The sequence below is a fragment of the Hoyosella levis genome (assembly GCF_026008515.1).
In the GTDB taxonomy this organism is placed as follows: domain Bacteria; phylum Actinomycetota; class Actinomycetes; order Mycobacteriales; family Mycobacteriaceae; genus Lolliginicoccus; species Lolliginicoccus levis.
The window spans coordinates 141,474-154,711 of the sequence record NZ_BQYM01000011.1 but is presented as its reverse complement, the minus strand read 5'-3'; the positions used below and the strand labels follow the sequence as shown (position 1 = coordinate 154,711).

Below are 13,238 nucleotides of genomic sequence, written 5' to 3'. Positions count from 1 at the left end.
GACCCTGGGCTGGAGCAAGCCCTGTGACAAGCTGGCAGGACTGATCGCAGGTGTTGCGATGGCTCCCTGAAACCGCCGGCTCAAACCTGTCGTTCTTCGCACACTCGCGGTGCAAACAGCGGCAGCGGCAGCCCGCAGCGCCCCAGTAAAACGCCTACCGGTAGCCGGCGATCTCGTTGCTGTGAATGCGGCCATGCCGCGAGCACTGCGCCCACCAGCCCACGGGGTCGATCTGCACGATCATCCGGCGCCCGCACTGCCCGCAGTAGCGTGGCGGCTCCAGCCCGAGCTGAGCGGCGGTAGGAATGGCAGCGTCGGAAGCTAGCTCGGTGCCGGTGTACACGCTGAAGCGCTGCTCACCACCGAGGGGCCCGCCGTCGCGCGGGGCGATCTCCTTGGCAGCAGGGACGGATGCACTGCGGTCCCGCCGCGCGGGCACGCGAGGATCCCCGGCTGTACCGTCCGGGATGCTTGTCATCGTCACCGCTGTGCCTTCCTGCTTGGCCTGGAACAGCCCCCTGGCCACCGTCGGCGGCCAGGGGGCTGGTAGATCACAAATGCTAGATGGTGGCGTTGAGCGCCTTGATCGGCATCTCGAGCTCGCCGAGGAGATCGAGATCGGACTCGGCGGGGCGCCCCAGGGTGGTGAGGTAGTTGCCGACGATCACGGCGTTGATGCCTCCGAGCATGCCCTGCTTGGCGCCGAGGTCACCGAGGGTGATCTCGCGGCCACCCGCGAAGCGCAGGATGGTGCGCGGCAGCGCGAGCCGGAACGCGGCAATGGACTTGAGCGCCTCGGTCGCGGGCAGCACCTCGAGGTCACCGAAGGGGGTACCGGGGCGCGGGTTGAGGAAGTTCAGCGGAACCTCATCGGGCTCGAGGTCGCCGAGCTGAGCGGCGAACTCCGCGCGCTGCTCGAGGGTCTCGCCCATGCCGAGGATGCCACCGCAGCACACTTCCATGCCTGCTTCGCGGACCATGCGCAGGGTGTCCCAGCGCTCCTCCCACGAGTGGGTGGTGACGACGTTCGGGAAGTGCGACTTCGCGGTCTCGAGGTTGTGGTTGTAGCGATGCACGCCCATCGAGGCAAGCTGATCGACCTGCTCCTGGGTGAGCATGCCGAGCGAGCAGGCGATCTGGATGTCGACCTCGTTGCGGATCGCTTCGATCCCGGCAGCGACCTGCGACATGAGGCGGGCGTCGGGGCCGCGGACCGCAGCGACGATGCAGAACTCGGTCGCCCCGCTCTTGGCGGTCTGCTTCGCGGCCTCCACGAGGCTCGGGATGTCGATCCATGCGCTGCGCACGGGCGACTGGAAGAGCCCGGACTGCGAGCAGAAGTGGCAGTCCTCGGGGCAGCCACCGGTCTTGAGGCTGATGATGCCCTCGACCTCGACCTCGGGACCGCACCAGCGCATGCGCACGTCGTGGGCAAGCGCGAGGAGCTCCTCGAGCCGGTCATCCTCGAGCTGGAGCACCTCGAGGACTTGCTCGGTGCGCAGCGGCACGCCACGCTCGAGCACTTGTTCCCGCGCGATCGCGAGAATGTCCGTGGCCGCGCCGGGCTCGCCTGTTTCGGTGGTCTGAGCGGGTGCCTGGGTCACTAGGAGCTCTCCTCTTCGGTGTACTGCGCCGCACGATCCTATCCCTGGCCGCGCGGGTATCGGGGGCAACGGCCCGAGCATCTCGTGACCTGCCCCACGCCAATTCAGTGTGCCTTACCGTCTCACTAAAGTGTGAATGCTCGTGCCGACGTGTCGCGTCGATGCAGGTAGGAATCCTGGAATCGCGGGGCGATCCAGCTCCTCGCGGCGTCGGCGAAAGTGTCTCGCTCAGCGACGGGCATCCCTGCCGGGATCACCCCGACCACGGGAACGCCAGTCACCTCGGGCAGGTCAGTCCGGTTGCACCGCATCGCGAGGTCCGGCTCATCGGGCCATGATCCGATCACTACGCCAGCGATCGCCGCATCATCGTGCCGCAGCGCCTCCATGGTCAGCGCGGTGTGGTTGAGCGTACCGAGCCCCGGCGCCGCGACGACGATGACCGGCGCGGCGAGCTCGCGGGCGACATCGCGGAGGGTGAATCCGTCCGCGCCGAGCTGCACGAGCAGGCCTCCCGCGCCTTCCACGAGCACGAGGTCATGCTGGTCGTCGAGCTCCCGCACCCGCGCGAGCAGGTCCTGCAGGCGCAGGGGTGGCCGGGACGAGCGCCGCGCCGCGGTGAGCGGTGCAAGCGGCTCCGGGTAGCGGGCGAGCTCGACGGCGTGGATGCCTGGCACCCTGCGCTCGATCTCGGCGAGATCGCCCGGCTCGCCGTCCTCGATGCCGGTCTGGGCGGGCTTGCACACCGCGACGCTGGCCCCCGAGCCGCGCGCGATGGCCGCGAGCACTGCGGTGGCCGCGGTCTTGCCGACCTCGGTCGATGTTCCAGTGATGATCAGGACGCTCAATGCGGCTCCCCTGCCCTGTAATTGTTCGAGCGCTGTGCTTGTTCGAGCGCTGTCGTTGTCTAGCGGGATTCGCCGAGCACGGTGCGCAGCACCCGCACCACGGTGGAGATCTCGGCATCGGTGAGGTCCGCCCGCGCTGTCAGGCGCAGCCGCGAGGTGCCTGGAGGCACGGATGGCGGCCGGAAGCAGCCGACGCGCACGCCGAGCCTCGCGCAGCGCTCCGCTGCGGCGACCGCGGTGGCGGCATCGCCGAGCACCACCGATACCACTGCGGACTCGGGGATCTCGGTGACGTCGGCGGCGGCCGCTAGCGACCGTGCATGGTCGAGGACGGCGGACGCCCGCTCCGGCTCCCGGCGCAGTACCCCCAGGGCAGCGCGCGCCGCACCGACCGAGGCGGGGGCGAGCCCGGTATCGAAGATGAAGCTGCGCGCGGTATTGATGAGGTGGTCGCGCACCTTCTCGTCGGCGAGCACCATGCCGCCCTGGCTGCCGAGAGCCTTCGACAGGGTCAGGGTGACGATCACGTCGGGCTCGCCCGCGAGCCCGCATTCCTGCACGAGGCCCCGGCCGCCGTCGCCGCGCACACCGACCCCGTGCGCCTCGTCGGCGATGAGTACCGCGTCGGTATCCCGGCAGAGCGCGTGCATGGCGCGCAGTGGCGCGAGGTCTCCATCGGCGCTGAACACGGAATCGGTGACCAGCAGTGCCCGCACCTCATCGCGCTCCTCGAGGGCCGCGCGCATCGCCTCGAGGTCGCGGTGCGCGACGATCTCGGTGCGCGCGCGGGAGAGCCGGCAGGCGTCGACGAGGGAGGCGTGATTGGTGCGGTCGGACACCACGAGGGTGTCGCGGTCGCTGAGCGCGGTCACGGCTCCGAGGTTCGCGGCGTACCCGGTGGCGAACACCAGCCCGGTGGCGGCGCCGGTGAACGCGGCGAGCTCCTGCTCGAGCTGCTGGTGCGCGGTGGTGTCACCGGTGACGAGCCGCGATCCGGTGGAGCCCGCGCCCCAGGCGCGCACGGCTGCGATGGCACCCTCGATGACCTCGGGATGCCGGGAGAGGCCGAGGTAGTCGTTGGAGGCGAGGTCGATGACCGTCTCGTAGGGTTGCCGGGGCCGCAGCGTGCGCTGCATGCCCCGCTCCCGCCGTAGTGCTGCCAGGTCGTCGATCCAGCCGAGGGGGTCCATCGGGCCGCTCACGAGCCCGGCTCGCTGGAGTGTGCGGCAGCCACCGCGACCATCGCGGCGGTGATCGCGGCGAGATCGTCGTCGGTGCTGATGTAGGGCGGCATGGTGTAAACGAGGGTACGGAAGGGCCGGAGCCAGACGCCGTGCTCGAGCGCGATGTCAGTGGCGAGCTGCATATCGACGGGCTTGCTCATCTCGATGACCCCGATGGCTCCCTTGCTGCGCACATCGACCACTCCGGGCAGATCGCGAGCCGGAGCCAATCCCTCAGCGAGCTGCTTCTCGATGCCGGCCACGGTGGTCGCCCAGTCCTGCTCGAGCAACAGCTCCGTGGAGGCGACAGCGATCGCGCAGGCCAGTGGGTTGGCCATGAAGGTGGGGCCGTGCATCAGTCCGCCCGCGGGGGACGCGCTGATGGCCCCGGCGATCTCGTCGGTGCACAGGACGGCGGCGAGCGTCAGGTAGCCACCGGTCAGCGCCTTGCCGATGCACATCACATCGGGGGCGATGCCGGTCTGCTCGATGGCGAAGAGGCTGCCGGTGCGGCCGAAGCCGGTGGCGATCTCATCGATGATCAGCAGCACGCCATGTTTGTCGCACAGTCGGCGGAGGTCAGCGAGGTGGCTGGGATGGTGGAATCGCATCGAGCCGATGCCTTGGACGACGGGTTCCACGATCACCGCAGCGAGCTCATCCGCATGGGTGGAGATGAGTCGCTCGAGCTCGGCGGTGTAGGCGGGATCATGGTCGGCCGGTGGTCGCGGCGCGAAGACCTGGGGGCGCAGCACATCGGTCCACATGGAGTGCATGCCGCCGTCGGGGTCGCACACGCTCATCGGGGTGAAGGTGTCGCCGTGGTAGCCGCCCCGCCAGGTGAGGAGCTTGCTCTTGGCGGGCTTGCCCAGGCTGCGCCAGTATTGCAGGCACATCTTGACCGCGACCTCGATGGAGACGGAGCCGGAGTCGGCGAAGAACACCTTGGTGAGCGGCTCGGGAGTGATGTCGACGAGCAGCGAGGCCAGGCGGGCAGCGGGCTCGTGGGTGAGGCCGCCGAACATGACGTGGGACATGCGTGAGATCTGCGCGTGCGCCGCGGCATCGAGGCGGGGGTGCTGGTAGCCGTGGATGACGGCCCACCAGGAGCTCATGGCGTCGATGACCTCGCGGCCGTCGGCGAGGCATAGCCGGGTGCCCCGCGCACTGTCCACCACCAGGGGTCGCGTCGTCGGCGGGAACGCGCCGTAGGGGTGCCAGACGTGCGCGGCGTCGGCCTCGCCGATCGCGCGGGCATCCCACTTCGCGACCTGTGTCTGTGCGTAGTCCACCACGATGCACGACAGTATCGCCGCGCGTGGCAGAAATCGAGCCAGGTCGGCTCAGGCGCGGCGCTGGCGGCGCTGCATCTCGGCATCGGGCAGCGCGAGCGGGAGCCCCGCGGCAGCGAAGAGGGCAGTATCGAAGAAGACGTAGGCGTGGGAGAGCCTGCCTTGCGCCTCGCGATCGAAGACCTGGATCTGGAAGGCCTCCCACTGGTCCCCGGGCGCGGTGATGTAGACGGCGAGCGCGGGCTGCGCGTTCATGATGATCGGGAGGGCGCGCAGCTCTCCTGGCCCGGCCGGGCATTGCGTGTCGATCAGTGCGCCGATATCGGCGGGCCCCTGGTACCAGCCCAGGAAGGGTGGCATCTCCCAGATCGCGTCCGCGGTGAAGAGTTGCACTATTGCGGGAATGTCCTTGCGCTCGAGGGCCGCGGCGTAGCGCCCGACCAGCTCGTGGGTGTCCCGGTCATCGGGCTCGGCAAGGGTGTCCTCGTCGAGAGCGAGCTCCGCGAGGTGGGCGCGCGCACGCTGCATGCTGCTATTGACCGATGTGGTGGTCGTGCCCAGCGCATCGGCGATCTCGCTGGCCTTCCATTGGAGGACCTCCTTCATGAGCAGGGCCGCGCGCTGCCGGGCCGGCAGGTGCTGCAGCGCCGCGATGAGGGCGAGCCGGACCCGGGCATGCTCGGTGGCCGCGATCGCGGGATCGGCACTGGTGGCGGCAGGCTGGCCAGGGAAGGGCTCGAGCCACGGGATCTCGTTGCTCTGCTCGAGGAGCGCGCGAGGATCGCTGCGTTCCTGGCCCAGCCCGCGCGGCAGGGCCCGGGACTTGCGGGTCTCGCACATCGTCAGGCACACGTTGGTGGCGATCCGGTGCAGCCAGGTGCGCACCGAGGAACGTCCCTCGAAGGACGAGTACGAGCGCCAGGCGCGCAGGTAGGTCTCCTGAACGGCGTCCTCGGCGTCATGGAAGGAGCCGAGCATCCGGTAGCAATGCGCGAGCAGCTCCCGGCGCAGCGGTGCGAATGCCGCGTCGAGCGCCGTCTCGGCGGGCCGGGAGGGTCCATCCAGATGGTGATCCAGATTGGTCGACATGGTGTCCACGTTAGTCCGGTGGCCGGACAATTCAGATGGTTCGCGCGGGTGATTACGCAATGTTCACCGGAGCCCTGGCCAGTGCGGCTATTGCCTACACATCGTCAGCATGAATCGCGCCCAAGGTATCGTAAACATTCGTTATGAACGCGCCGATCACGCGACAAGGCGGCACGGACACCCGGATGCCCGCTCCGGCCATGCAATACCGCTTGGATCTCGACGGGCTGCGCGGGCTCGCGATCCTGCTGGTAGTCGCTTACCACGTCTGGGCGCTCGGCGTCTCCGGTGGCGTCGACGTCTTCCTTGCCCTGTCCGGATTCTTCTTCGTCGGCATGCTGCTGCGCACGATCCGGCGCGGCACCGACCTCTCCCCCCTGCCCGTCATCAAGCGGCTCGCCCGGCGCCTGCTTCCCGCGCTGCTCACCGTGCTGATCGCCACCGCGCTCGCCGCATACTTGCTCATCCCCTTCACCCGCTGGGACGATATCGCGCGGCAGCTCCTCGCGAGCGCTGGCTACTACCAGAACTGGTACCTCGCCGTCGCGGCCGGCGACTACCTCGCCGCCGATCCCGCCACGAGCCCCTTGCAGCATCTGTGGTCGATGTCCGTGCAGGGACAGTTCTTCCTCGCCTCCCTCCTCGCCACCTATGCGAGCGCGTGGATCGTGCAGGCCATCCTGCGCCGTCACCCACGCCGCCACATCTGGTCCGCGCGCGCCGCTACCGGCGTCATCATCGCCGTCACCATTTCTTCGTTCGCCTACGCCGCCATCCACGTCGTCTCGCGGCCATCCTGGAACTACTACGACACCTTCGCCCGCACCTGGCAGCTGCTGCTCGGCGGTGCCATCGCTGCCCTTCTCCCGCTCATCCGGGTGCCGTCGGCGGCTCGTCCAGTCCTTGCGCTCGGCGGCCTCGCCGCGATCGCTGCCACCGGCCAGCTCCTCGACGGCCGCGCCCAGTTCCCTGGCCCCTGGGCACTCGTGCCCGTGCTCGGCACGATCGCGATCATCATCGCCGGCGCGAACGCCACCCGTAGCGACCCAGTGCGTGCCCTGCTCGGCAGCGGGCCGCTGGTGTGGCTAGGAACGCTTGCCTACGCCTTTTACCTGTGGCACTGGCCGATCCTCATCTTCTACCTGATCCATACCGGCAAGCCCGCCACGACGTTCCTCGAGGGACTGGCGATCATCGCGGCATCACTGGCCTGCGCCTGGCTGACCCTCCGCTACATCGAGGCGCCACTGCGCTATAGCCACCGCAATCCCGCCCCGAGCGAATCGCGGCGCCGCTGGAAGCGCCGATCCACCTACCCCGCCATCGGGATCGGGCTCGCCACGATCCTCATGCTCGCGGCTGCCGGGGGATGGCTCGGCTACATCGCGAGCCGTGACTCCTCGCTCCGTGATCCGCCGGGCTCGCGCACGCACCCCGGCGCGCTCGCCCTCACCGACAACGCCCCCGTCCCCGATGCGCGGCTCTTCCCCGATCCGCTCGACATCCAGCGGGACCATCCGATCACCGCCAGAGACAAGTGCATCGCCAACTATTTCACCGCGGAACTGGTCATCTGCGAGTACGGCGACACGAGCGCTGCCCGGACCATCGCTCTCGTGGGCGGCTCGCATGCCGAGCAGTGGATCAGCGCGATGCACCCCATCGGGCTCGCCCGTGGATTCCGCGTGAGCGTCATCGTCAAGATGGGCTGCCCCATGTGGGACGAGCCAGATCCCCGGCATTTCGACGGCCTGCCCTATCCCGAGTGCCGCGACTGGAACGTCCGGCTCGCCGAGCACCTCATCGCTACCCAGCCCGGCTTCGTCCTCACCAACAGCACCCGGCCGCTGCACGACGGAACGGGCGACTTCATCCCCGGCAACTACGTGGAGGCGTTCAAGGCGCTATCGAGCGCGGGGATCAACGTCCTGGGCATTCGTGACAACCCGTGGCTGTGGCCGTTCCCCAACCCTGCTGACTGCCTGGCCGGACGCAATACCCCCGAGCAGTGCGGCGCGCCCCGCAGCACCGTGCTGCGGGCCACCAATCCCGCGGACGAGTGGGCCGAGCAGATCCCGGGCATGGTCTCGCTCGACATGTCCGACGCGATCTGTGGAACCACCCATTGCCGCGCCGTGGAGGGGAACATCGCCGTCTATCGCGACTTCAACCACCTCACCGCGTCCTATGTGCGGTCGATGATCCCCGAGCTCGATCGGCAACTCGGGGACGCGACCGCCTGGTGGTGAGACGATGGAGTGGTGAGCCCCACTAGCCGACCCGGCCGACCGTGCCTGACCAGCGTGTACTGGCCACGCGCGGTGCCGCCACGCGCGGGGAACGACCCGGTCGGCGCGCTCGCCCACCTCATGAGCCACGCCGACGCGCTGCCCTGCTCCCATGCGGTCGCGAACCCAGCAGCTCTCCTCGCCGCGGGCCCGAGAAAGCTCGCTGAGCTGTTCGATGAGCCCGGCACCACGGCCCGGCTCCTTCTCTCGCTCCCCTCGCTCGCCGCCCTTTCATCCGCTGGCACGAGCGCCACGAGCGACCTGCACCGGATTCTCGAGCATGGCCTCGTCGATGGCGTCATCCTCACCGGGATCGGTACGGTCGATTCGCTCGCCGACACCTCCGCGCGCTTGCGGGCGCTTGCTGGCGAGCACGGGCTCGTCCTTGTCCAGGCGCCCATGCCGCTGCCCCGCTCCGGCACCCCCGCCCTGCCCCTCGGCATCGATGGGACGATTGCCGTCGAGCTCACGCGCACCACCGCCGGGGTCCTCGCTGGGCACAACGGACGAGCCCACACCCTCACCAACCACTACGTGCCACGCTCGGAGTTCCATCTCATGCGCGCGCACGTCGCCCGCCATTGGCCCTGCACGCTCATCCCCGCAGGTAGTACGCCCGAGGCGCAGCTCATCGACGCCCTTGGCCCCGGGGTCCCCATCGTCACCCACGAGCCCGGCAGCATCGGCACGCTGCTCAGCGCGGCGCTCGGCCTGCGTTCCGAGCGTCCCGAGGTGTTCGTCGGCGGTGAGTACGAGCCGCTGCCCGCCACCGGGCCGAAGCAGACCCACGTCCTTGCATTCGCACGCGGCCGCAAGCACTCGCTCCCCGAAGTGATCTGCCTCGTCCTGCGATCGCTCAACCATGACATCGGCACCGATATCGACGACGACCCGGACGAATGGTCGCGCACCCTGATCCGGTTCCCGCCCGGCACCTGGCACGACATCACCACCGAGCGGATCATTCACTGCGACCCCGACGATCCCGGCGTCAGCCTCCCCGATGCGGTGCCGCACGATGGCATCGCCTTCTATGTGCGTGGTGGCGACCCGCAGCCACCACCACGCGAGCTGCATACCGCGACGATCTAGCGCACTGGTTCTCCTCCCGTCACGGTCACAGCATGTTGCGCTGGATCAGCTCCCCCACGGCCGGCAGCGCCTGCACCACATGCTTGTGCGCCTGGCCGCGCAACTGGCCATACAGCTTGACCACGCTCTTGTAGGACGAGCCCTCCGCGCGGCGATCAACGACAGCGAGCAACGAATCCGCAGCGGCGTCACCATGCTGCGCGAGGTACTGACCGAAATCCTCGGCACTGTCGGCCTCGAACGCGTCCCAGTGCGGCTGCAGGTCCGTCAGGAAATCCGGCAGCAGCGCCCGCAGCACACCATCGACGAACGTCGCGTGCACCGCGTTCACTGTCCTGTAGGCACCCTTGATCACCATGCCGCCGGGGCCGCGCTTCGCCTTGACCTCGGCATCGAGCACCGCGCGCGCCTCAGCCACGAACGCGTCCTTGTTGCCGTCCGACAGCAAATGCTCGCGCAATGATCCAGCCATGATTTCCTCCTTGTCGCGGTGGCGCCACCAGCGCCGATCCCTTCAGGCAACCGTAGCGAATCACTCCCCTGCCGACAGGGCGACAGGCCCGCAGCGGGCACGGCTGCCGAGGGTTCCTAGATCAGGTAGCGGAAGGCGGGCTTGCCAGGCTCGAGCCGCTCGACGTCCATGCCGGACTTGCGAATGCGCGCGAGCAGTGGCGCGAGCCCCTCGCGCTCCCCGAGCTCGATGCCGACAAGGGCGCCGCCGGTCTCGCGGTTGTTGCGCTTGACGTACTCGAACATGGTGATGTCGTCGTCCGGCCCGAGCACCTGGTCGAGAAAGCGGCGCAGCGCGCCCGGCTCCTGCGGGAAGTTGACGAGGAAGTAGTGCTTGAGCCCCATGTGGACGAGCGAGCGCTCAAGGATCTCGCCGTAGCGGGAGACGTCGTTGTTGCCTCCGGAGACGATGCAGACGACGTTCTGGCCAGGCTCGAACTCCATTTGCTCGAGCGCGGCGGTGGCCAGCGCCCCCGCGGGCTCGGCGATGATGCCCTCGTTCTGGTAGAGGTCGAGCATGGCAGTGCACACAGCGCCCTCGTCGACCTTGATGAGGGAGAGATCACCCGGGTGGCTCGGGCGCGGCACGGAAGCAACGAGCGGCAGGGACGCGTGCGTGAGCGCGGTCGCCCCAGCCGCAGCCAGCACGGCGTAGGTGAAGTCGCCGGCGCGCCGTACCGCTGCGCCGTCGACGAACGGATCGATGTCGCGGAGGGTGACGGGGCCGTGCGCGGCGAGCGCAGCGATCATCGATGCGGCACCGGAGGGCTCGGCACCAACGATGGTGGTCCGGGGTGAGCGCTCCCGGAGGTAGGTGGTGACGCCGGCGATGAGCCCGCCCCCTCCCACGGGCACGATGATGGTGCCGAGCTCGCCGTCGAGCTCCTTGAGGATCTCCGCCGCGATCGTGCCTTGGCCAGCAACGGTGCGGGGATCGTTGAAGGGCGGGATGAGGGTGGCGCCGGTCTGCTCGCAATCCGCGGCAGCGGCCGCGGCAGCCTCGTCGTACGTGGGGCCGGTGATCTTCAGCTCGACGCAGCTATTGCCATGCGCGCGGATGCGGTCGCGCTTCTGCTTCGGCGTGTTGGACGGCAAGTAGATGCGCCCCTGGATGCCGAGGGCCTTGCAGGCGAGCGCGACCCCTTGCGCATGGTTGCCAGCACTAGCGCACACCACACCGGCGGCGCGCTCCTTATCGGTCAGCTGCACCATGAGGTTGTAGGCGCCGCGCAGCTTGTAGGAGCGGACCCGCTGGAGATCCTCGCGCTTGAGCCAGATGTTGGCGCCAGTGATCTCGGAGAGGCGATCGCACCTTTCGAGGGGCGTATCCGCGACGACGCCGCCGATACGTGCCGCGGCAGCATCGATATCGTCCGCGGTCAGCAGCGCCGGGGACGTGGAGGCCTGGAGATCGTGAGCAGTTGACACTCGGTCCATGCTGCCATCCCAGGCGCACCGGTATCCAGTCGTTAGACCAGTTGGGCCGTTCCGTGACGCTTTTGGTAGCGGCCTGGCCGGTTGCCTTGCGACACGGGCAAGCGGCTAGTCGCGCGGGGCGAGGACCAGGACCGGGATGAGGCGGTCGGTCTTGGTCTGGTACTCGTTGTAGTCGGGCCAGACCTCGGCGGCGCGCTGCCACCACAGCTCGCGCTCCTCGCCGTGGACCTCGCGGGCGTCGTAGTCCTTGCGGACGGCGCCATCCTGCAGCTCGACATGCGGGTGGGCAAGGATGTTGTGGTACCAGGCTGGGTTGCGGGGCGCGCCGCCCATCGAGGCGATGAGCGCGTACTCGCCATTGTGCTCGACGCGCATCAGGCAGGTCTTGCGGAGGTTGCCGCTCCGCGCCCCCTGCATGGTGACAACGACGACGGGCTTGCCGCCCATGGTGTTGCCCTCCGCCCCGTCGCTCGCCTCGTACGTCTCGATCTGCTGGCGGACGAAGTCGGTGGCGGGTGGCTCGTAGGTCCCAGAAAGCGGCATGGCGTGGGTCTCCTCGGGGCAGATCAGGCGGTGGGGTCGGTCGTGGTGCCAGTGAACAGTGGTATCCCGGTGGGCTGGTGCATCAGGACGAAGGAGAAGGCTTGGTCGGCGCGGAAAGTGATCTGCGATTGCGGTGGCATGCTGGTCACGCCGGCGAGGCCAGTGACGGCCGCGGCCTCGGTCCCTGACTCATCGACAGTAATGGTGGCGCGGTGGATGGCATCGCTGATGGTGAACCCGGGCGTGATGTCCTCCAGGCCACTGAGGTCGGTAAGGCCGACGCGGCCTAGCGCATCGAGCAGCCCGGTGCTGGAGTCGATGCGGAACCGTGGCACCGCCACCCGAGCGGACCGCTCGGTGCCACCGCGCGCCATTTCCTCGAGCATGGTCGCGGTGACGGCAGGCGGCACGGCGCCCTCATCGCTGGGGTCGAGGGCGATCCACATGACGAGCTCGTCGCCGCGGTAGGGCAGCGCGATGGCTGTCCAGCCGGGTGTCTCGATGTGCCGGGCCCGAAGGTTCTGCATGTTCATCATGGGCGTGGTGACGGTGGCGCCTCCCGGCCTGGTGAATTGCTCGTCGCGGGTCTCGTTCTCGCTGAACTGGACTTGCCACTCGGCTGTCATGTAGGTGGCATTGGCGAGGACGGCGACGGTGGCGGGGTCGAGCTGGTCGAACATGCTGGTGATGCGCCCGGCGGTGTTGTCGCTCGCCCAATCGTTGAGGATCTGCACCGCATCATCGGAGGTGAAATCAACCTGTTCGGGCCGGGCGTCGAAGTGGTCGGCAATGGTGTCGGTGAACTCCTCGCCAAGCTCGAGGTCGTCGGCGACGAAGAGCCCCTGGGCGAGCGCCACCACGGTGGGCGCAGGTGGATCATCGCTGCTGCGGGTTGCGCCCTGCCCGGTCGGCTCGGGCGGCTCTGTGGTGGTGCCGACCGTATCGAGCAGGGCTCCGTATGCCTGTGCCGGATCGCTCGCGGGGTAGCCGAACACGGTGTCGAGCTGCTCAGCGGTGGCGCCGTCTGCTCCAGCGCGGAGCATGGCGAATGCCGTGGCGATGCTCAGCGGCGAGTACACGGTATTGGCCTGGTCCTGGCCGGTGCCGTTTAGGCTGAACTGCTCGGTGAAGCGGTGGATACCATCGCGGGCCGATTCCATCTCCGCAGCGGCCGTGCCGGGGGCGCCGCTCGGGGCTGCCGGCGTGGACTGGTCGACGGTTCCGCACGAGGTGCTCACGACAAGTGCTGCGGCGGCACCAAGCATGGCGAGGCTGGCTGGTGCGATTCTGCGCATGTCCGCTCCCGTGCTAG

12 protein-coding genes are annotated in these 13,238 nt (G+C 68.8%); 2 read left to right on the top strand and 10 right to left on the bottom strand.

The genetic code is table 11. The features are described 5' to 3' along the window. Positions 1–154: 154 nt before the first annotated feature. The 6 genes from bsaP to QC765_RS13255 form a co-directional block, all read right to left on the bottom strand. Positions 155–478, bottom strand: coding sequence for a biotin synthase auxiliary protein BsaP (gene bsaP / locus QC765_RS13280; RefSeq protein ID WP_373876755.1), 324 nt, complete (start codon positions 476–478; stop codon positions 155–157). An 82-nt stretch (positions 479–560) separates the two neighbouring features. Then, positions 561–1,604 carry a biotin synthase BioB gene (gene bioB / locus QC765_RS13275; protein WP_278314923.1) on the bottom strand — a complete coding sequence of 348 codons (1,044 nt, stop codon included), beginning with the start codon at positions 1,602–1,604 and terminating at the stop codon, positions 561–563. 125 nt (positions 1,605–1,729) lie between these two features. Then, positions 1,730–2,452, bottom strand: a complete 723-nt coding sequence (gene bioD, locus QC765_RS13270; RefSeq protein WP_278314922.1) for a dethiobiotin synthase — start codon at positions 2,450–2,452, stop codon at positions 1,730–1,732. 59 nt (positions 2,453–2,511) lie between these two features. Beyond that, a complete protein-coding gene (locus QC765_RS13265; protein WP_278314921.1) occupies positions 2,512–3,654 on the bottom strand; it encodes an 8-amino-7-oxononanoate synthase in 1,143 nt (380 codons plus the stop codon). Continuing rightward, the gene (locus QC765_RS13260) at positions 3,651–4,970 is read right to left on the bottom strand and encodes an adenosylmethionine--8-amino-7-oxononanoate transaminase (RefSeq protein WP_278314920.1); all 1,320 of its coding nucleotides are present in this window, start codon (positions 4,968–4,970) and stop codon (positions 3,651–3,653) included. Before QC765_RS13260 ends, QC765_RS13265 begins: the two co-directional genes overlap by 4 nt. A 48-nt stretch (positions 4,971–5,018) precedes the next feature. Then, positions 5,019–6,056, bottom strand: coding sequence for a sigma-70 family RNA polymerase sigma factor (locus QC765_RS13255; RefSeq protein WP_278314919.1), 1,038 nt, complete (start codon positions 6,054–6,056; stop codon positions 5,019–5,021). 143 nt (positions 6,057–6,199) lie between these two features. Between QC765_RS13255 and QC765_RS13250 the strand changes: the two genes are divergently transcribed. Further along, positions 6,200–8,305, top strand: coding sequence for an acyltransferase family protein (locus QC765_RS13250; RefSeq protein WP_278314918.1), 2,106 nt, complete (start codon positions 6,200–6,202; stop codon positions 8,303–8,305). 12 nt (positions 8,306–8,317) lie between these two features. Continuing rightward, positions 8,318–9,436: a hypothetical protein gene (locus QC765_RS13245; RefSeq protein WP_278314917.1), complete on the top strand. Its 1,119-nt coding sequence runs from the start codon at positions 8,318–8,320 to the stop codon at positions 9,434–9,436. 25 nt (positions 9,437–9,461) lie between these two features. Here QC765_RS13245 and QC765_RS13240 read toward each other — a convergent pair whose 3' ends face one another. The 4 genes from QC765_RS13240 to QC765_RS13225 form a co-directional block, all read right to left on the bottom strand. Continuing rightward, positions 9,462–9,908: a DUF6918 family protein gene (locus QC765_RS13240; RefSeq protein WP_278314916.1), complete on the bottom strand. Its 447-nt coding sequence runs from the start codon at positions 9,906–9,908 to the stop codon at positions 9,462–9,464. 116 nt (positions 9,909–10,024) lie between these two features. Continuing rightward, positions 10,025–11,383 (bottom strand): threonine ammonia-lyase IlvA, encoded by a 1,359-nt coding sequence (gene ilvA / locus QC765_RS13235; protein WP_278314915.1) that lies wholly within the window; start codon positions 11,381–11,383, stop codon positions 10,025–10,027. 105 nt (positions 11,384–11,488) lie between these two features. Then, positions 11,489–11,926 carry a nitroreductase family deazaflavin-dependent oxidoreductase gene (locus QC765_RS13230; RefSeq protein WP_278314914.1) on the bottom strand — a complete coding sequence of 146 codons (438 nt, stop codon included), beginning with the start codon at positions 11,924–11,926 and terminating at the stop codon, positions 11,489–11,491. Positions 11,927–11,949: 23 nt separating this feature from the next. Then, positions 11,950–13,221: a serpin family protein gene (locus tag QC765_RS13225; protein ID WP_278314913.1), complete on the bottom strand. Its 1,272-nt coding sequence runs from the start codon at positions 13,219–13,221 to the stop codon at positions 11,950–11,952. Positions 13,222–13,238: the final 17 nt, after the last annotated feature.